Below are 19057 nucleotides of genomic sequence, written 5' to 3' on the forward strand. Positions count from 1 at the left end.
TCGTTGTCTCAACTTTGAGCTTGAATGTTTTAAGACCTGCTGGTTAAGGTCTGGAAGGTATTTAAGAACTTAAATGTCTTAAAAACCGTTAAATCCGTTTTCGTCTCACGTGTTTGACACTGTAGTCCCAAAAATGGGTTTATATATATGAAGTGGTTCACATCTCAATACTTTTTTTGACCTGGTAATCCCAAATTTGGCGACAGGTGAACATAAGACCCGGTCGGTCTTGCGCTCAGAGATGCCGGAAAATGGCAATAAAGTGGCGGTATGGAGGGGGCGGCTGCTTTCAACGCCAGGGGTTAGCGAAAGACGCGACAATGAAGTTGGATGGCGCCGGGGACGACGCCGTGGAAGGGGTTTGAGAGGTGCGGCGTCGGTGTCAGTCGAGTGCTGACGGATAAGAGTAAGAGACTGACACCCCGTCGATCCAGCTCTGCCGCACCTGCAAGGGCTCGTCCACCGCCAGCAGGCTGGCCCGATAGCCGGGCGCCAGCCGTCCCAGCTCCCGGTCCAGCCCCAACATCCGGGCCGGATATAGGCTTGCCATCCTGAGCGCCTCCTCCAGAGGCAGGTCGAGCCGCTGGACCGTGTTGCGCACGGCGCTGAGCATATCCAGATCCGAACCCGCGAGCGTGCCGTCGGCGGTGGCACAGCGGCCCCGCTCGGCCCGAATGACCTCCCCTTTGAGGGTGAACTGTTTGTCGCTGGCCCCGACTGTGGGCATGGCGTCGGTCACCAGAATCATCTTGCCTCGCGCCTTGGCGGCCAGTGCGACCTTGAGCGTGGCCGCGTGCACATGATGGCCATCGACAATCAGCCCGCACCAGCTGTTCGGGTCCTCCAGTGCCGCTCCCACCACGCCGGGCTCCCGGCTGGTCATGGGTGTCATGGCATTGAACAGATGGGTAAAACTGCGCACGCCGGCGGTCAGGGCGGTGCGGGTCTGTTCATAGTCCGCGCCGGTATGACCGGCCGCGACCATCACCCCGCGCTCGGTGAGCGCCCGGATCAGCTCCGGTGTGGTACGTTCCGGAGCCAGCGTCACCAGGGTGAAGCCGTTGTCCAGGGAACTGAGCAACTCCACCGCCTCGGGCGTCAGACGGCGGAACTTGTGCTCGTCGTGGACGCCCTTGCGGGCCGGGTTCAGAAACGGGCCCTCCAGGTGAATGCCCAGTACACCGGGGACCTTTTCCTTTATGGCCTGGCGCACCGCTGCAATGGCCTGCTCGACCACGGACAGATCATCGCTGATCAGGGTCGGCAGAAAACCGGTAGTGCCAAAGCGGCGATGGGCCTCACCAATCTGGCGCAGTCTGTCCACCCTGGGAGCATCGTTAAACAGAACGCCACCCCCGCCGTTGACCTGGGTATCAATCAGCCCCGGCACCAGTCGTGTCCCCTCAAGATCGACGGGTTCGTAGCCGGAGGGCCGCTCCGCCAGAGGCACCAGCGCCTCAATCCGGTCGTCTTTCAGTAGCAACGCATGGCCGTTTACCCATTCATCACCGGTAAAAACGGGAGCGTTGATCAAAGCCTGCTTCATCGGTGGGTCTCGCGGTCAGCTGTGGGAATTTGGAGTCAATGATAACCGACAACGTAGCATCAGTCCCGTAGGGCGGATAAGCGTCAAGCGCATCCGCCAGAACAAACCCCTGTGCCCAGCGCACCCACCCCAACCTTATGGCAACCCCCACAACTTCGGTACACTCCCCCGTTGGCACCGCATTCTCGATTCAAACAACAGGGACCGGCCCCATGCCCCGCTTTCTACACACCGCCGACTGGCAGATCGGCCGCCAATACAACCGCTTCGCGGAAGAGGACGCCTCGATTCTGGCCGACGCCCGCTTTACGGTCATCGAGCGACTCGCAGCCCTGGCCACCGAACAGGCCGTCGATGCCGTGCTGGTGGCCGGGGACGTCTTCGACGCCCAGACCGTCTCCGACCGCACCATCCACCGGACCTTTCAGGCCATGGCCGGCTTTACCGGTCCCTGGCTGCTGTTGCCCGGCAACCATGACGCCGCCCTCGCGGAAAGCATCTGGACCCGGGCCCAGCGCCTGGGCGCCGTGCCGGACAATGTCGACCTGTTGCTGACACCAGAGGTGCGCGTCTACCAGAACCTGGGTTTCGTCGTGCTGCCCGCGCCCCTGACCCAGCGGCAGACCTATAACGACCTCACCGAATGGTTTGATCGTGCCGATACCCCCGAAGGCCTGGTGCGCATCGGCCTGGCCCACGGCAGCGTCGAGGGCCAACTGGCCGAAGAGATTGACTCCACCAACCCCATTGCCGCCGACCGGGCGGCGACCGCCCGGCTGGACTATTTAGCCCTGGGGGACTGGCACGGCTACAAAACCATCGACGCCCGCACCCGCTACAGCGGCACCCCCGAGCAGGAGCGATTCAAAGACAACGGCGCCGGCCAGGCACTGATTGTCGACATTGAGCAGCCCGGTGCCGAGCCCCAGGTGCAGCCCCATACCACCGGCCAGTTCCAATGGATAAAACACCAGAGCACCCTGGCCGTGGCCAGCGATATCGAGCGGCTGATGAGCGAGCTGGATGCGCTGCCGCCGCGCTCAGTGGTGGATCTGACGCTGGACGGCGAAGTGGACCTGGCCGGCTATCAATCGCTGTTGCAATATTTCAGTGCCGCCGAGGCCCGGCATCGCAGCTTTCAGACCCATCTGTCCGGCCTGAACCTGGTACCCACCGAGGACGATATCGCGGCACTGCACGCGGACGGTTATGTGGGCGAGGTGATTGGCGAGCTGCGCGAGCGTCAGGAAGGCCAGGGTGACGACCCGGACACCGCGCGCACGGCCCTGGCGATATTGACCGGCATGCTGCGCGACACTAGCCCGGTTGCTGAGAACGAACAGCCGGAGAGCGCCCAATGAAGTTGACCCGTCTGCACCTGGAGCAACTCAAACAGTTTCGCCAGCCACTGGAAATCCGTGACCTGACCGACGGCATCAACCTGTTTGTCGGCCCCAACGAGTCCGGCAAAAGTACCCTGGTGCGCGCCATTCGCGCCGCCTTTTTCGAGCGTTACAAATCCAGCAGCGTGGACGATCTGCAGCCCTGGGGCGACACCTCCGCCACCCCGGAAATCGAGCTGGAATTTGATTGGCAGGGCGAGCACTGGACGCTCAACAAACGTTTCCTCGGCAAAAAGCGCTGCGACCTCAAAGTCGGCCGCCAGCACTTCAGTGGCGAAGAGGCGGAAGAAAAACTGGCCGAGATGCTCGGTTATCAATTCCCCAAGCGTGGCGGCAGCAAAGCCGAACACTGGGGCATCCCCGGCTTGCTGTGGGTGGAGCAGGGCGCGGTGCAGGACATTCAGGGCCCGGTCAACCACGCCGGCGAACACCTGCAGTCGGCACTGGGCCAGAGCCTGGGCGAAGTGGCCAGCAGCGGTGGCGACGAGCTGATCGCTCGGGTGGAAAAAGAGCGCGCGGAATTGCTGACCGGCACCGGCAAGGAAACCAAAAAATACAAAAAAGTGCTGGAGGACTACCGACACAGTCAGGAACGCCTCGACGCGCTCAACCAGTCCGTCGAACAGTATCGTCAACAGGTGGATCAGCTCGGCGTATTGATCGAACAGAAACAGAGCATTGATGCCGCCCGCCCCTGGGAAGAGCAACGCCGCAAAGCCGACACCGCCAAAAGCCAACTGAGCGAAGTCCAGCGCTGGCAGAGCGAACAGCGACAGGACCAGCAAGCACTGGACAACTGCCGCCAAAGCCAGGCGGTGTATCGCCAGCAACTGAAAGACTTTGAAAACCAGCAACACCAACTGACCCAGCGCGCCGAGGACAAAGCCAAGGCCGAAGCCCAGTTGCAGGAGTGCCGCGACCGACGGCCACAGCTGGAGCGACGCCGTGCCGACGCCGAGCAAGCCTACGAGCAGGCCCGGAACCGGCGCGAGCAAGCCCGCCACCAGGCGGAGCAAGCCCGCCACCAGGCGGAGCGAGCCCGGCTGCAACAACAGATCGATCAGCTGGCTGAGCGCCAAAGCCAGCAAACGGATACGCTCAAGCAGGCCACCGAGCTGCAAGAGGCCTTGAAGGCACTGCAATCACAACAGCCCTCTAAAGACATCGATCAGACCGCGCTGGCCCAACTGAAACGCACAGAGCAAGCACTGGCGGAGCTGGTCATCCGACAGAAAGCCCTCGCGACCCGGTTGAACTATGAGTTGGAGCCGGAACAATCCATCACGGTCGGCGCCGAGACCGTCACCGGGCAGGGAGAAACCCTGCTGGTGGAGGCCACAGAGCTGCGTATTCCCGGTGTTGGCCGTTTGCACATTCAGCCCGGTGGCACCGACGTGGCGGACCTACAGCGTCAACAGGAAGCACTGCAGGCCGAGCAGAGCAGCCTACTGCGTCGCCTCGATGTTGCCAGCCTGGAAGAGGGCGAGCAGCGCGCTGCGGAAAGTCAGCGGCTGGCCCAAGCCATCGAGCGCGATCAGGCGCGGCTGGATATCCTCGCCCCCAAAGGTGTCGACGCCTTGCGCTCGGCCGCCGAGCAGGACGACGCACGCCTGGAAGCACTGCGCGAGCAGCTGGGAAAATTGCCCGAAGTGCAAGGGGACGTGACCTCGGAAGAAAACGCCGAGGCGGACCTGGAAGCCGCCCGCGCTGAACTCAAACGAGCCGAGGACGCGCTCAACCAACACCAACAGCAACAGGGCCTGGCGGAGCAGGCCAGCACCAACGCCAATGCGGAATGGGACAAACTCAACGCCGAACTGCAAGCACCGGATCGCAAGGCACGCGAAGAACAAGCTAATAAGAAGCTGACCGAGCTCAAAGCCCGGGAGCATCAACTCACCGCCGCCATCGACGCCCGGCAACGCCAGATCGACGCCGCCCAGCCCGAGCTGCTTGAGCAGGACATCGAACGTTTCACCGCCTCCGCCCAGGCCATGGAAACCCAGGCGCGCGAGCGGGCGCAAAGCATACGCGACCTCCAAGTCCGCCTGGAGGAACAGGGCGCCCAGGGCCTGGAAGAAAAACGCGATGAAGAGGCGCAGATCAACCAACGCCTGGCACAGCGCCGGGATGAACTGACCCGGCGCGCCCAGGCGTTGGACCTGTTGCTCAACCTGCTCAAAGACAAACGCCAGGCCCTGACCCGTCAGTTGCAGGCGCCCCTGCAGAGACACCTGAACCACTACCTGAAACTGCTGTTTCCCCAAGCCCACCTGAGTGTGGATGAAAACCTCATGCCCACCACCCTGACGCGCCCCCAGGGCACGGGGGAAGAGCAGGGCGACCTGCCATCGCTAAGCTATGGCGCTCGGGAACAGATGGGCCTGATCAGCCGCCTCGCCTACGCCGACCTGCTACGCGAAGCCGGCAAACCCACGCTCATCATCCTGGACGACGCCCTGGTCCACAGCGACGCCCAACGCCTGGACCAGATGAAACGCATCCTGTACGACGCGGCGCGCCGACACCAGGTGCTACTGTTTTCTTGCCATCCGGAGAATTGGAGAGATTTGGGGGCCACGCCGAGGGATTTGCAGACGTTGAGGTTGGGGGGTCGGGCATGAAATATCCTGTAATAAGCAATTACTTGCCTATATGGCCAGCCTATTTCCGTAGAATGTCCTACACGAGGCAATTATCCGTATTTTGTGCTACTGTTTTCATCGCTATACGTTCTAAGCTAGGGAAGGCGGAAATTTCCGGGTTTAAATATGGAGACGTTCCGGCTAATAATACTGTTAGTGCAACTAAAATCAGAGAGGGAAATTAATTTTGAAAGATCTCAAGCATAAACCAGAAACGGTCGTTGAAATTCAAGAGTACTTGAGCCATTTGTACGGGGAAGTGAATAAGAATCGTGATGTAGAGTATCTATTCTCATATTTATTTAGAAATGTTTCATATCTTTCACGATCCATACCGAGAGAGTTGAATTGTGTTCAGAATTTTATCAAAACATTTTCTTGGTTATTTGCAATAGCAAACAAGTTGGAAATAAATCTTCAAGATTCATATCTGAAGAAATACCCTGACGTATGCCCTTATTGTATTGCAAAGCCATGTGTCTGCTCCAAAACTAACAAAAAGCCAGTTTCATACGTAATGGAATGGAAAATACAAGAAGAGCTGGGCTTCAAATACAATATTGCCAAGTCAGCGAACCCGAATCCATCTATGGATTCTCTGGTCGAAAGCACTAATGACCTGTATCCCGCTAACACACATATTTGGAAAGCCTCTGGGCCGACTTTTCATTTTTTTAGGCTTCTTGAAGAGCTCGGGGAAGTTCATGAGGCCTATACCTCGTTTTGTAAAGGAACGAAAAATAGAGCTGAAATTGAAAATGAGCTCGCCGATTGTTTCGCGTGGACTTTATCAGCTTGGGGAATCTACTATTTAGGAGAAAGCTTACAAGATAGCTTTATCACGTATTACTATAATTCGTGCCCTGTGTGTAATTCAGACCCCTGCAGCTGCGAACCGTACTCAGATCGAGGCGAAATGCTTGTTAAGATTGACGAGTTAAGGCTATATCGAGAAAAGGTGGCCGAATTAATCAAAGCTGCTCCTGACCACAATGATCTCTTGCAAAGCATATTGAAAGATTTAGAGTTTGCAGAAAAACAAGGTAGTACCACTGTAGCTGTTAGTGCAGTTAAGCAAAGTGATTCTGCTCTAGAGAAGCTCTCAGGAGAGCTAAATCACGCGGATAGTTCTGCAAAGTCGATAAAATCAATTATTGGATCCGCTAATGCGATAGTCCAAAGTTTCAATTGGTTTTCTTAGCTGGTGGATTAGCTGCAATGGACTTGATGTCAATTATAAGCTGGATGATTTTCCTTTGCTTTCGAAGCTAAAAACCTGTCCGGAGAAGATATCATTGAGCGCACAAGTGCTAGCAACTTATATTAGGAAACGATAAATGCCGGAATTCCCAGGAGGCTCAAAAAGCCGTGTAAATAGGGCTGGAGCTAATGTGCGGGAGGAAACCGCCACCGCTGATGATTTGCGCTGTATTGAGGAGTGGAGGGGAGCTCATCGAGCTGTACTGAATACTTTTCAGGCAAGTCTTCGAACAAGAACTAGAAATCGGTCGATTGTTGTTGCTCAAAGGCATAAGCGTAGAAATACTATATTCAACAAGCTTAGGCGTATTCCAAAAATGGAATTGGCCAGGATGGATGATATTGCTGGTTGCAGACTTATTTTTGAAAGTCTAGAGGATCTTTACCAATTTCGGAGGCAGTTTCATAAAGCAAGGTTCAAACATAAGCGTAGGAATAGTATTGATAAATATAACTACATTAAGTATCCAAAAAGCACAGGATATCGTGGAATTCACGACGTATACTCTTACGACGTAAATTCTAAGAACGGCGACAAGTACAAGGGTTTGCTAATTGAAGTTCAATATAGGACGCTAGTACAGCATGCGTGGGCTACGGCCGTTGAGGTTATTGGGTTCATTACAGAAAACCAGCCAAAGTTTCAGCAAGGGGATCAGCGCTACCTAGACTGTATGGCGCTTGCAAGCGAAATATTGGCGAGATCCTACGAAGACAGCACGGGGCCCTATCCAGACATGTCAGACGCAGACCTGCTGGGGGAGTTTGACAGCTTAGATCAGGAGTTGAATCTCATACGAACTTTAACGGGCCTAAATACAGCTGAAACTGCGACTACGAGAAACCGAAATACAATTCTTGTCTTCAAGCCCAATGGAGACTTAGAAGTGTTTTCCTATAGAGACTCCACCGAAGCACTAGATGATCTATTTAGGCTTGAAAATGAGAATCCAGAATTAGATATCGTCTTGGTAAAGGCAGATACCAGCGAAGAGATAAGAATGGCATTTAAAAACTATTTTTCTGACGCAAAAGACTTTGTTCGACTTTTGACAAAGGCCAAAAGGAGTCTCGAGTAGAGCCTTAACAAGGCATGGCTCTGGGATGGTTTTTCGCTGAAAGTTGGAAAATCTTTCAAAGCATTAGGTTTCTCGCTAGGATATCATGAGGATCGAATAGACGTAAATAAATGCAAGGTGCTTTTGGCTTCTTGAAATAGAGGAACGAAAAGTTCCCGGGTCGTTAACTATCTCCGATGGCGGAAATATTCCGTTTTTGCCCGTAATTGTTAAACACCCTCTATAGTTAAATAAACCACTATTAATGTGTTCAAAATGGCACGTAAAAGCAATCCTTTTTCGCTCGATAGAATCATATTTCACTTGCCTCGACTGTGCGGGTAGCAATAAAAGAGATGGAGATTATGAATCGATTGACGATTGGACTCGCGGCCTTGTCTGTTGCGGGATGTGGAGTAAGCGGTTTCTCCGGCGGCGAAGCTCATGAAGGCGAAACTTCCTGTGCGACATTGACCGAGTTTGAAATCGCCAACACCAAAATCACCAGCGCAGAGGGAAAACCGGGCGGTTCATTCAGCTTCGGCGATGGTCCCGGTAGCACGACGGTCGAGCTGCCCGACCATTGTTATGTCGAAGGCATCAGCAATGAACGCACCGGGGCGGGCGGCAAGACCTATGGCCTCGGTTTCGCGCTGGCAATGCCGGCGGACTGGAACGGCCGCTTCCTGTTTCAGGGCGGCGGCGGGCTGAATGGCACCGTGCACCCGCCGCTTGGCGGCAATGCCGCTGGTGACACGCCGGCTTTGGCGCGCGGTTTTGCGGTGATCTCCACCGATGGTGGACACAAGGGGCAGGGCGGTTTCGATTCGTCCTTTATGGCCGATCAGCAGGCCGCGCTCGATTTTGTCGGGCAGTCGGTGGCCAAGGTTACCGAACTGGGCAAGGAGATTGTGAATGCTCATTATGGGCAGGCGGCGCATCATACCTATATTTCCGGCTGCTCGACCGGTGGGCGCGAGAGCATGCTGGCCGCGCAGCGCTACCCCATGCTGTTCGACGGTGCCGTGGTAGGTGCCCCGGCCATGCGCACGGGCAACTCGAATTTCGCCCTGCGCAAAGCGGTGGTGGCCTTTAACCAGGTGGCGCCGCGTGACGACGAAGGAAATCCGCAGGTCGGCCGCGCTTTTTCTCCCGCAGAACGCCGCGCGGTGCACGACGGGCTTCTGGCGCAATGCGACGGTCTGGATGGCCTTGAAGACGGGGTGGTCGCCAATGTCCGTGACTGCGATTTCGACCCCAATTTGCTTGTCTGTGAGGACGAGAGGGACGATTCGTGTATCTCACAGGCGCAGGCGGACGCGATCGACAAGGCCTTCGCGCCGCTCGTCAACAGTGCCGGCTACGAGATCTATCCCGCCTTTCCCGTCGATACCGGCATGATCGAGGGGAACATGACCTATATTCCGGGTGAAAATTTCTTCTCGCCCGGCGCCAGCGCCCAGCAGGCCGAGATCGATATCGACGCCGAAGATGCACGGCTGCGCAATGATCCGATGCAGGGGCGCACCGACAGCTACGGCTGGACCAACTTTTCCACCTTCCTCGATCGCGGCGGAAAGATCCTGTTCTATCACGGCGTCAGCGACGCCTGGTTCTCGGCCTTCGATACGCTCGGGTTTTATCAGCGGGCCGCCGAAGCCAACGAAGGCTGGAGTGATGCCAGTCGATACTATCACGTACCCGGCATGGGCCATTGCGCGGGTGGGGCCAATACCTACGATTCCTTTGATTTGCTGAGCGCGGTCGTCGACTGGGTGGAAGAGGGCGAAGCGCCAGGCGATGTCATCGCCTCGCGCGAAGACCCGGAGCCCGCCAGCCGCAAGCTCTGCGCCTATCCGGAGTACCCGCACTATACCGGCGGCGACGAGGCCTCCGCCGATAGCTATGAGTGCCGATAGAGACTAGCGATTCGGGGGTCGGAATCCCGGTGGCTGTTCAAAATCTCGAAAATCTGAGAAGATGCTGGCTGACGCGCTCAAAAAAAGCGATTTTTGAGCGCGTTATCCTCTGGTCCATATTTTAATCGAAAGGGACTGCCGCTATGGCACTGAGCATCCGCGAACACTTCCCCCCTCGGGGGCCACTGGAAACTCCGGCGGTGCTGCGGGCGCTGGTGGCGGCCCATCGGCATCTGGCGGAGCTAAAAGGTGTGGCGCGCAGCATCCCCAACGAGCGGCTGCTGGTGTCCACCCTGTCCCTGCAGGAGGCGCAAAGCAGCTCGGAAATCGAGAACATCATCACCACCCAGGATGCGCTCTACCGCTATCAGGTACAACCCGGCTCGGTGGACCCGGCCAGCAAGGAGGTGGCCTGGTACGCCCAGAGCCTGGAGGTCGGTTTTCAGGAAGTGCGCGCCTCCGGCCTGTTGCGCCTGAGCACCATTCTTGATGTACAGGCCACGCTGGAGGGCAACGATGCCGGCTTGCGCCGCACCCCCGGCACCGTGCTGAAGAACGAGCGCAGCGGCGAGGTGGTGTATGAACCGCCCTCGCCGGAGCAGCTGCCCGCCCTGATGGACGAACTGGTGAACTGGATTCATGCCGCCGATACCCCTGCTGAAAGTGGCTTGGACCCGCTGGTACGCATGGCCGTGATGCACCACCAGTTCGAGACTATTCATCCTTTCTATGATGGTAATGGCCGCACCGGGCGCATTCTCAATATACTGTTCCTGGTGCGTGCCGGCCTGCTGGACTCGCCCATTCTGTACTTGAGCCGCTACATCAGCCAGACCAAGGCGGAGTATTACGCCGAGTTGCAAAAGGTCCGGGACAGCGGCGAATGGGAGGGCTGGTTGCTCTACCTGTTGCGCGGCGTGGCGGTAACGGCTCGCCATACCACCACGCTGGTGGAGCAGATCGCTCGCTTGCTGCAAAAGCAAAAGCACGATATTCGTGCCCACTACCGCTTTTACAGCCAGGACCTGATCAACAATATTTTTTATCACCCTTATACCAAGGTGGCGTTTGTTGAGCACGACCTTGGCGTATCGCGGGCTACCGCAACCCGTTATCTGGATGAGCTGGCCAAAGGTGGCATTCTCGACAAGCACCGGCTGGGGCGCGAAAATTACTACATCAACCGGGAGCTGGTGCAACTGTTGTTCAACTTGCCGCCTTTGGATATGGACGGAGCGCCCTAGCCAACGCCGAACTTCGGGTTTGAAGACACAGGCCAGGCGGTGGCTGGCGGGTTCTCGAAGCTTAAAGTGTGAAAGGGTTCACGTTCAGGAGTTAGTGCGTTCCCGCGAATTGACTTACGGGGGTGCCGGGGATAGCATTCTTTGCGTCTCAAGGAGGAGGGTGCGCTCCTCCACACATTAAGGATTGATCAAGGAGCTTCACCATGCCGGATATCCGCTTTTCACAGACCCCCGCCAATGCCAATCAGCTTTGTCAGCAGGACCCGGAAACACTCCAGCAGTTCTTGCGCTGTAATCCGCAGGTTGCCAACGGCAATACCACTATGCCGGAGCACTTCGCGTACAATATTTCACCGGAATCCGCTTTGGGTTCGAGGATAGTGACGCAACAGTTCAACAGCCTGCCAATGACGGCTCGCCAGAACCTGAACCAATGCGTCGCGGATTATGGCGAGGATGTTCATGCCCTGGCCGAATTCTACGAGCGCCACCTGGCCAATTTTGAGTTGCCTTCTCCGGCGGACGTCAACGGCGTGGCCGGTGTAGGTGTGGCGGCCGCCCAAGGTCGGACCACCAGCTTTCAGAACGCACTGGTTCAGTATCAGGCGGCGCTGATAGAGCTTCACCGGCACAACAAAGTTGGCCGGGTGGCTGGCGCACAGAAGATTCAACTTCGTCAGAAGGTGACCGAAGCCTATGATCGTTTGAATCGGCACTATGCTCAGGAAATGCGACGGATTATTCCGCCCCAGCACAGAAACCGCAATCGCGGCACCGCTCTAAGCAACGCCGAGCGTGGTATCACGCTGGCCGAGCGTAGCCGAGGTCGCGGCATTCACGTGGCGGATATGCACGAGGGGCAGAAGGTCAGCCGGTTTGCACAAGCGCTACGATACACTGGCCGTGGTATTGTGGCGCTTGACGTCGGCTTTCGCGGCCAGCGAGTGCGCAGTGAGTACCAATCCGTTGGAGAGTGGGAGCGAGAGCTGGCGGTGCAAACTGGAGGGTTTGCCGGCGCGGGCTTCGGTGGTGGCTTGGGAGCGAGGGCAGCCCTGACGGTTGGGCGGCTTGCTTTAGCGGCTACGCCGATGGGCTGGGCTTTGGTGATCGGTTCGAGTATAGCGGTCGGGGCTGTTGTTGCTTATCAGAGTGACAAACAAGTCCAAACCCTTGTGGGAAGCGTGTGGGACTATTTTTTGGGTGAGTGAAATGGACCATGAACTGCTAATAGCATTCGTCGCTGTAACAGCATTGATAATATCCAGTATTTCTTGGGTCGCATTTTTGTTCTATTCAGTGAGAAGGATTGAAAAGGGAATAGTGGCAGAAGGGAAACCTAGGCCTTGCCAATGGGATCCTATGGGATTTAGAGCCTTTTTTTATGCTTGGAAGGTTTCTTTCCCTTTAAAGTTCTTGCGATACGTCGACGATGGGGTAATTGATCCCCATGATGTTAAGCGATATTCAAACGGTGCCGACTTCTGGCTGGCCTCGATCTTCAATGTCGCTTCACATACGTTTTTGTTAATGGTTCTTGTGAGCTGGGTTTTCGGTTTATAGGCGTCTGTTCCGCGATGGCGGGGTAGGCAGTAGCCCGGATGGCCGCCTGCGGGTAGGGAGTAGCCGTTCATTCACAAGTGGTCAGGTACGCATTACGCGACCGACCCGTTCTATGTCCTTTTCGTCGACACCGGCCTGGTCCGCAAAGCTTGGCCATTGGCCGACCGCTTCGATGACCTGCTCTGCCACGCGCGCAACCAGGGGACGGGGCATGTTTAGCACCTTTCCCAGTTTAACCGCTTCGCTCGGTCGCGGCGGGTCTGGCTGGTAGCCGTAACCGGTCGCGTGGTACTCGCCAGTGGTGAGCGATGGCACCAGGTCATAGGCCGGAGACAGCCGGTAGCCTTCTCCCCGATGGATGAAACTGAAATTGCGCTCGTGGTCGTCGGTGTTGTGGATAGCGCGGTTAAACAGCATCAACCGTAGAAGTTGTTCGCTGTCGGCTTTCACGTCAATTGAGAGGCGATCGATCAGACGTTTGATATCGTCGTACCGGAAAACACCCCCGTGGTCGCGCTGGGAATTGGGGTCTTTCAGTAGGCCGTTCATGGTGATCAGATGACTCCGGCGCCCGTTGGGCGTCAGATCAAATCGGTTGAGCAGCAACACTTCCCGTCCATTGATGCCGGAAACCACGCGCCCGTTTCCGATGTCGATACCGGCTGCTTGTGCCATCAGCAAGCAGGCGAGCTCGACGCGGGCATTGTTGTAGGAGTCTCGGCTGTGGTTGAACTTTCCCAGGTAGTGTCGAGTGTCTTCATAGAACAACGCTTTAGGTCGGGCGCCGCCGACACCGGAACCGTGATTGCCCAGATACAGTAGGCCCAGCTCATTCAAATCATCGCCACTGGAAGGAAGATCGTGGAGACGATAGGCGGCGGCTTCGATGTCGGCAAGGCGCGAAAGATCACTGCCAATGTCGTAGCGGGGTGATTGGTCTTGGCGGGTGATAGAGAGGGCTCCGATATGGCTTGATCCAATCATCTGAAGAATGTCGATCACGCTGTTGGCGTTCAGCTTTTTCCGGTCCCGATAAAAAGCCAGGTGAGTCAGTACCTGGCGACCCCAGGCATCGGGCAGGTAATCGTCCAGGAACGCCGGTAGGCCCCCTCGGCCAGTGAGCTGAAATTCCCGAGATGACAAAGGCAGAGCTACCGGATCAATCGGGAAGGCATCTGGCATCGCGAGGTAGTCGGGGCGGTACCGAAAGCCGACAGTGTGGGGAGCGCCTTGCTCTTCTACTATAACGATATCGGCGGCGTGGACCACACCGAGCTTGTCAGTGTTGAGGTAGGCGTTGAGTCGGGCCTTAGTCATCGAACAGGCTCTCCTCTTTGACAAACAGTTGGTTGAAGCCCTCGGTCATTTCCAGGAGCTCGGCGGCGCGGTAATAGCGGGAGAGAGTGACGCTCAGGTCGCCTTGCTCCATGCGCTGAAGAGTGGAGCGTGCCACTCCGAGCCGGAGTGCAAAGGCGTTTAGATCGTCCATTGGGAAAGCCGCCTTGCGAGCCGCTTTCAGCCTTTGGCCCAGTTGAGGGAGGGCGGTTGGTGTTTCTGTGAGCATGGCGTTTGCCGTCTATCGCAAGTTTGAACAGAAATCGTACCGAAATAACGGTATAAAAGCCAGTTTATTGGGGTGTTATACCGAAATAAAGGTATTTACTGGCTGTCGGTTGAGCGAGTGCCAGCACCCAACATCGATTCCAGTCGGGTGAGGTAGTGTTCGAAGGCCTCTCGGCCTTTGGGACTGAGCGCAATCTCGGTGACCGGCTTGCGGCCTTCAAAACGCTTGTTCACATCAATGTAGCCGTTATCCTCGAGCTTGCGCAGATGGGTGCTCAGGTTGCCATCGGTGGTCTTGACCCGATCCCGAATAAACGTGAACTCGGCCTTATCCAGCCCCGCGAGCACGGCCATCACCGCGAGGCGAATGCGCGAGTGAATCAGCTCATCGAGCTGGTTATGATCGAAATCGGACACGCTACACCCCGCTCGCGGCTGGTGCTCTTTGCTGCCTGATCAGCACCAGACCGGGCACCACGTAAAGAACTAGCAGTAATGCACCCATCAACAAACTCACGTGGTCGCCCGGCCAGGCAAACATGCTGAAGGCGCCCAGCCACCAGGCCACGCCGACCCAGCGCAGCCAGGGTATCCCGGCCAGAACACCGGTGATAAAGATGCCGGAGCCCAGCAGGCTGGAGACGATGCCGGGCATGTATATGCCGGGCAGGGTATTGAAGCCCAGGCTGGCGACAAAAAAGATCAACTGGGTCACGCCCAACGCTAGCCACACTGTGCCCACCAACCGGCCCGCGCGACTTTGCGCCGGGCGGTGCTTGTCGCGCCATGCCAGAATGAAATGACCCAGAATCCCGAGCGCCAGGCATGGCCCCCAGGTGAGCAGGGGGCGGTAGGGTAAAAGGCCGATCACCTGCAGCCAGGTCACCAGCAGCCCAATACCGACCACCAGTCCCCAGAGCACAAAATAACCACCGCTCAGCCCCGCCGCCCGGCGGGTGTCGTCCATCAGATCGCGAATATACGCCAGGTCCTCTTGGGCGTTCGTGTGGGTGCTCATGGAGGCCTCCTGAAAAGTTATTAATATTTCAATGTACTTTGTAAAACAAAGTTAATCTATTAAATGCTTCCCGCACGTTGAAGTCAAGCAAGAGTTTGCCTGTTGATGACAAGCGCGCCAAATAGGCAGATTGGGGGGGCGCAGGGCGACCGGTTTACGGGCGCAACACCCGACCGGCAACCGACAGGAGTTGTTCGCTGTCGGCTTTCACGTCAATTGAGAAGAGCGACTACTCTACAATAACGATATCGGCCGCCAGGACCACCGAGCCTGTCAGTGTTGGTATTAGGTTCGTGGAGGAGGGGCAGGTAGTATCGCTTAGCTACCTTGAAGTGGGGCTGATACGAGTGTCGGTTAAGCTGAAGCACTCATTCAGCAGCGCGTGGGTGCTGAGCTTGACCTGACAGACATCTGTAGTGGTCAACTTAAGTCTGGACTACCACAGTTAATGTTCCGCAACGTATCCGAAGTCTCATCATTCTTGTGATTCCCTCGGCTTGGTCAATGTGTAGAGCCAACCATCATAAAGCTCCCACAGCTCATCATTAACAATTTCAAAGTAGTGCGAGGGGTCTCCCTTGGGGTTGCCTTCAGCGTACACCTCAAGCACTTTCACAGAGTCTCGCTCTACGTCTATCCCGTAAAAATTGCTGAAACGCTGATCTGGCACCTCGCCTTCATTATCAACAGCGGAATAGCATTCAATCTCGTACCGAGGCTGCTCAATAGAGGCAAAGTCGGAAATCATATGGTTTGCATCGATGCTGACTTCGCTCCCCACTCTTTCTCGCGCCGTTTCTTGCGTGGTTAGACCCCCACGATAGCGGCTAGCCTCTGTGACGTCGTAAGTTCCCAGCAGGTTTTCTAGCGGCTCGTTGGCGCATTCTGCTCTGGATTCCTCTGCGCATCCGCTGATTAACATCGTGAACACGGTCACGAGTAGAGCATTAACCGGGGGGTATCTCTTATTGGCTCTTGGCATTGGACTGATCCGAGAGTGACTCCAGTAAGTTGGAGTAGAGCGGTAATGGCTATCGAGGTTTCTTGGGTTTGCTGGCCCCAAGCGGGGTAGGTTTCTGTTTTGGGGATAGATATAAGAAGTGGTACCAGAGGCCGGACTCGAACCGGCACGGGTTTTACCCCATCGGATTTTGAATCCGACGCGTCTACCAATTTCGCCACTCTGGCAAGAGTTGCTGCAGTGCGGGGCGCGATTATAGCAGTGTCCCGGGGTTCGTCAACCAGGGATTTTGGGTGGGCGGGTGTGGGTGGTTGGTTTTTGGCGGATGCGCCTTAGGCTTATCCGCCCTACGGGTGGCTTGGGAGGTCGTGTAGGGCGGATAAGCGTCAAGCGCATCCGCCGTTGGCAAGGCGTTGCAGTGGCCATTTGTGGGCTTTTCGGGTACCCTTGCGGCCTTTTGGAACCTGCCTGAAAAGACCCTTATGCGCCGCCAGGATTTTGCCTACGACCTTCCCGAAGCCCTGATTGCCCGCGAGCCCGCCGCCGAGCGGCGCGGCAGTCGGTTGTTGGTGCTGGACGGGCCCTCCGGGGCTCTGACGCACGCCCAGTTCCCCGATCTGCTCGACCAGGTCGAGCCCGGGGACCTGATGGTGTTCAACGACACCAGAGTGATTCCCGCCCGGCTGTTTGGTCAGAAGGACACCGGCGGGCAGGTGGAGATACTGATTGAGCGCCTGCTGAGCGACCAGCGGGTGCTGGCCCATACCCGCGCGAGCAAATCGCCCAAGATCGGCAGCCATCTGGTGCTCGACGGCGGGCTGCTGGTGGCGGTCACTGGCCGGCGGGATGATCTGTTTGAATTGATGTTTCCTCCGGAGGAGACCGCGCTGTCGGTGCTGGAGCGGCTGGGCCATATGCCGTTGCCCCCTTACATCGACCGCGAGGACGACTCCCTGGATCGGGAGCGCTACCAGACCGTGTACGGTCGTCACGCCGGTGCGGTGGCGGCGCCCACGGCGGGTCTGCATTTTGATGATGAGTTCCTGGTCCAGCTGCGCCAGAAAGGGGTACAGATTGCCTTTGTCACCCTGCATGTGGGGGCCGGAACCTTCCAGCCGGTGCGGGTGGACGATATCGCCGAGCACCGGATGCACAGCGAGGTGATGGACTTGAGCCCGGCTGTGTGCGAGCAGGTCAAGGCCACGAGGGCGGCGGGGCGCCGGGTGATTGCCGTGGGCACCACCAGTGTCCGCTGCCTCGAAACGGCGGCCCAGGCGGCCCAAGCGCCCATTGTCGAGTCGGCCGAGCCTACGCCCAAGGAAATTAAGAACGACATCCAGCCCTATCAGGGCGAGACCGACATTTTCATCACCCCCGGCTATGAGTTCAAAGCCGTGGATGCGCTGCTCACCAACTTTCACCTGCCGGAGTCCACGCTCATGATGCTGATTTCGGCCTTTGCCGGCTATCAACACACGATGGAGGCCTATCGCGAGGCGGTGGCGCAGGAGTACCGATTCTTCAGTTATGGCGATGCCATGTTTATCACCCGCAACCCGGACGCTGCCCGCGAACCGGTTGGCGCTTCCCAGGTTTAGCGAGGTTTGATCTGAATGCCTTCATTTATGGAGTTTGAGCTGGACAGCCAGCAGGGTGAGGCCCGCCGAGGCCGCCTGCGGTTCCCGCGCGGCACGGTGGAAACGCCGGCCTTCATGCCCGTGGGCACCTACGGCACGGTCAAGGGCATGCTGCCGCGGGATATTGAAGAGATTGGTGCGCAGATCATTCTCGGAAACACCTTTCACCTGATGCTGCGCCCGGGCACCGAGGTGATCAAGGCCCACGGCGATCTGCACGACTTCATGCAGTGGCAGGGCCCGATCCTGACCGACTCCGGCGGCTTTCAGGTGTTCAGCCTGGGCAAGATGCGTAAAATTACCGAAAAAGGCGTGGCCTTCCGCTCGCCCATCGACGGCAGTGCTGTTTTTCTGGGGCCGGAAGAGGCCATGCAGGTTCAGCGCGACCTGGGTTCCGATATCGTCATGATCTTTGACGAGTGCACTCCCTATCCGGCCACCGAGAGCGAGGCGCGCCAGTCCATGGAACTGTCCCTGCGCTGGGCGGCCCGCTCCAAAACCGCCCATGGCGACAGCCCCTCGGCGCTGTTCGGCATCGTTCAGGGCGGCATGTACGAGTCCCTACGGCGCGAGTCTCTGGCCGGGTTGGTAGATATCGGCTTTGATGGCTATGCCATCGGCGGCCTGTCGGTGGGGGAGCCCAAAGAGGACATGTTGCGGGTGCTGAGCGAGATTGCCCCGGAGATGCCTCAGGACAAGCCGCGCTACCTGATGGGCGTGGGCAAGCCGGCCGATCTGGTAGAAGGGGTGCGCCGGGGCGTGGACATGTTCGATTGCGTGATGCCCACCCGCAACGCCCGCAATGGCCACCTGTTCACTCATGAAGGGGTGATCAAGATCCGCAATGCCCGCCACCGCCAGGATACCGGGCCACTGGACGCGCATTGCGATTGCTATACCTGCCAGCACTTCAGCCGGGGCTATCTGCACCACCTGGACAAGTGTGGCGAGATTCTGGGCGCGCAGCTGGCCACGATCCACAACCTGCGCTACTACCAGAACCTGATGGCGGGGCTGCGACGCGCGCTGGAAGAGAGCCGGCTGGATGAATTTGTGGCCGAGTTCTATCAAGCGCTGGGCCAGGACGTCCCGGCGCTTTAAAGCAATCAGAAAATGACGCCCACAGGGCCCCGATAGCAGCCAAATGTCCGCCCCGAGGGGTTGTTCATTGTTGTCACCCGCGAAATCGGTATAATCCGGGCCTTCACTGTATCCGACACCGTCTTAAAAGTTACGGAACACT

The 19057-nt window shown here is 57.3% G+C and carries 16 protein-coding genes and 1 tRNA gene; 10 read left to right on the top strand and 7 right to left on the bottom strand.

Going from position 1 to position 19057, the window contains the following annotated elements; genetic code table 11:
* Positions 1-382 precede the first annotated feature (382 nt).
* Complete coding sequence (gene nagA / locus AAE484_RS11670) at positions 383-1546, bottom strand: N-acetylglucosamine-6-phosphate deacetylase (RefSeq protein ID WP_341938575.1); 1164 nt, start codon at positions 1544-1546, stop codon at positions 383-385.
* 212 nt (positions 1547-1758) lie between these two features.
* Between nagA and AAE484_RS11675 the strand changes: the two genes are divergently transcribed.
* The 8 genes from AAE484_RS11675 to AAE484_RS11710 all read left to right on the top strand — a co-directional run bounded on the left by AAE484_RS11675 (position 1759) and on the right by AAE484_RS11710 (position 12635).
* Complete coding sequence (locus AAE484_RS11675) at positions 1759-2907, top strand: metallophosphoesterase family protein (protein WP_341938576.1); 1149 nt, start codon at positions 1759-1761, stop codon at positions 2905-2907.
* Complete coding sequence (locus AAE484_RS11680) at positions 2904-5573, top strand: AAA family ATPase (RefSeq protein ID WP_341938577.1); 2670 nt, start codon at positions 2904-2906, stop codon at positions 5571-5573. Before AAE484_RS11675 ends, AAE484_RS11680 begins: the two co-directional genes overlap by 4 nt.
* 208 nt (positions 5574-5781) lie before the next feature.
* Positions 5782-6795, top strand: coding sequence for a hypothetical protein (locus AAE484_RS11685; RefSeq protein WP_341938578.1), 1014 nt, complete (start codon positions 5782-5784; stop codon positions 6793-6795).
* Positions 6796-6931: 136 nt separating this feature from the next.
* Complete coding sequence (locus AAE484_RS11690) at positions 6932-7933, top strand: RelA/SpoT domain-containing protein (RefSeq protein ID WP_341938579.1); 1002 nt, start codon at positions 6932-6934, stop codon at positions 7931-7933.
* Positions 7934-8277: 344 nt separating this feature from the next.
* Complete coding sequence (locus AAE484_RS11695) at positions 8278-9831, top strand: DUF6351 family protein (RefSeq protein WP_341938580.1); 1554 nt, start codon at positions 8278-8280, stop codon at positions 9829-9831.
* Positions 9832-9974: 143 nt separating this feature from the next.
* A complete protein-coding gene (locus AAE484_RS11700) occupies positions 9975-11075 on the top strand; it encodes a Fic family protein (RefSeq protein WP_341938581.1) in 1101 nt (366 codons plus the stop codon).
* Between the two features lie 203 nt (positions 11076-11278).
* The gene (locus tag AAE484_RS11705; protein ID WP_341938582.1) at positions 11279-12283 is read left to right on the top strand and encodes a hypothetical protein; all 1005 of its coding nucleotides are present in this window, start codon (positions 11279-11281) and stop codon (positions 12281-12283) included.
* Position 12284: 1 nt separating this feature from the next.
* Entirely contained in the window at positions 12285-12635 is a 351-nt protein-coding gene (locus tag AAE484_RS11710; RefSeq protein ID WP_341938583.1) for a hypothetical protein, read from the top strand.
* A gap of 81 nt (positions 12636-12716) precedes the next feature.
* Here the strand turns inward: AAE484_RS11710 and AAE484_RS11715 are convergent, their stop codons facing one another.
* From AAE484_RS11715 to AAE484_RS11740, 6 genes are all read right to left on the bottom strand, one after another.
* Positions 12717-13952 (bottom strand): type II toxin-antitoxin system HipA family toxin, encoded by a 1236-nt coding sequence (locus tag AAE484_RS11715; RefSeq protein ID WP_341938584.1) that lies wholly within the window; start codon positions 13950-13952, stop codon positions 12717-12719.
* Positions 13945-14124: a helix-turn-helix domain-containing protein gene (locus tag AAE484_RS11720; protein ID WP_341938585.1), complete on the bottom strand. Its 180-nt coding sequence runs from the start codon at positions 14122-14124 to the stop codon at positions 13945-13947. Before AAE484_RS11720 ends, AAE484_RS11715 begins: the two co-directional genes overlap by 8 nt.
* 170 nt (positions 14125-14294) lie before the next feature.
* On the bottom strand, positions 14295-14615 hold the full coding sequence (locus AAE484_RS11725) for a winged helix-turn-helix domain-containing protein (RefSeq protein ID WP_341938586.1): 321 nt from the start codon (positions 14613-14615) through the stop codon (positions 14295-14297).
* 1 nt (position 14616) lies between these two features.
* The gene (locus AAE484_RS11730; RefSeq protein WP_341938587.1) at positions 14617-15216 is read right to left on the bottom strand and encodes a hypothetical protein; all 600 of its coding nucleotides are present in this window, start codon (positions 15214-15216) and stop codon (positions 14617-14619) included.
* Between the two features lie 475 nt (positions 15217-15691).
* Positions 15692-16153: a hypothetical protein gene (locus AAE484_RS11735; RefSeq protein ID WP_341938588.1), complete on the bottom strand. Its 462-nt coding sequence runs from the start codon at positions 16151-16153 to the stop codon at positions 15692-15694.
* A 164-nt stretch (positions 16154-16317) separates the two neighbouring features.
* Positions 16318-16404, bottom strand: a tRNA-Leu gene (locus tag AAE484_RS11740).
* 255 nt (positions 16405-16659) lie between these two features.
* On the opposite strand from AAE484_RS11740, the gene queA reads away from it, so the two are divergent.
* Positions 16660-17775, top strand: coding sequence for a tRNA preQ1(34) S-adenosylmethionine ribosyltransferase-isomerase QueA (gene queA, locus AAE484_RS11745; protein ID WP_341938589.1), 1116 nt, complete (start codon positions 16660-16662; stop codon positions 17773-17775).
* 27 nt (positions 17776-17802) lie between these two features.
* The gene (tgt, locus tag AAE484_RS11750; RefSeq protein WP_341938721.1) at positions 17803-18915 is read left to right on the top strand and encodes a tRNA guanosine(34) transglycosylase Tgt; all 1113 of its coding nucleotides are present in this window, start codon (positions 17803-17805) and stop codon (positions 18913-18915) included.
* The last annotated feature ends 142 nt before the right edge of the window (positions 18916-19057 follow it).

Origin of the sequence: Marinimicrobium sp. C2-29, assembly GCF_038419845.1 — a bacterium.
Classification (GTDB): Bacteria; Pseudomonadota; Gammaproteobacteria; order Pseudomonadales; family Cellvibrionaceae; genus Marinimicrobium.

What these genes read in the sequence shown, in the direction of transcription:
- nagA (WP_341938575.1), bottom strand. Translation starts at nt 1,546, where the DNA reads ATGAAGCAGGCTTTGATCAACGCTCCCGTTTTTACCGGTGATGAATGG.
- AAE484_RS11675 (WP_341938576.1), top strand. Translation starts at nt 1,759, where the DNA reads ATGCCCCGCTTTCTACACACCGCCGACTGGCAGATCGGCCGCCAATAC.
- AAE484_RS11680 (WP_341938577.1), top strand. Translation starts at nt 2,904, where the DNA reads ATGAAGTTGACCCGTCTGCACCTGGAGCAACTCAAACAGTTTCGCCAG.
- AAE484_RS11690 (WP_341938579.1), top strand. Translation starts at nt 6,932, where the DNA reads ATGCCGGAATTCCCAGGAGGCTCAAAAAGCCGTGTAAATAGGGCTGGA.
- AAE484_RS11695 (WP_341938580.1), top strand. Translation starts at nt 8,278, where the DNA reads ATGAATCGATTGACGATTGGACTCGCGGCCTTGTCTGTTGCGGGATGT.
- AAE484_RS11700 (WP_341938581.1), top strand. Translation starts at nt 9,975, where the DNA reads ATGGCACTGAGCATCCGCGAACACTTCCCCCCTCGGGGGCCACTGGAA.
- AAE484_RS11705 (WP_341938582.1), top strand. Translation starts at nt 11,279, where the DNA reads ATGCCGGATATCCGCTTTTCACAGACCCCCGCCAATGCCAATCAGCTT.
- AAE484_RS11710 (WP_341938583.1), top strand. Translation starts at nt 12,285, where the DNA reads ATGGACCATGAACTGCTAATAGCATTCGTCGCTGTAACAGCATTGATA.
- AAE484_RS11715 (WP_341938584.1), bottom strand. Translation starts at nt 13,952, where the DNA reads ATGACTAAGGCCCGACTCAACGCCTACCTCAACACTGACAAGCTCGGT.
- AAE484_RS11720 (WP_341938585.1), bottom strand. Translation starts at nt 14,124, where the DNA reads ATGGACGATCTAAACGCCTTTGCACTCCGGCTCGGAGTGGCACGCTCC.
- AAE484_RS11730 (WP_341938587.1), bottom strand. Translation starts at nt 15,216, where the DNA reads ATGAGCACCCACACGAACGCCCAAGAGGACCTGGCGTATATTCGCGAT.
- queA (WP_341938589.1), top strand. Translation starts at nt 16,660, where the DNA reads ATGCGCCGCCAGGATTTTGCCTACGACCTTCCCGAAGCCCTGATTGCC.
- tgt (WP_341938721.1), top strand. Translation starts at nt 17,803, where the DNA reads ATGGAGTTTGAGCTGGACAGCCAGCAGGGTGAGGCCCGCCGAGGCCGC.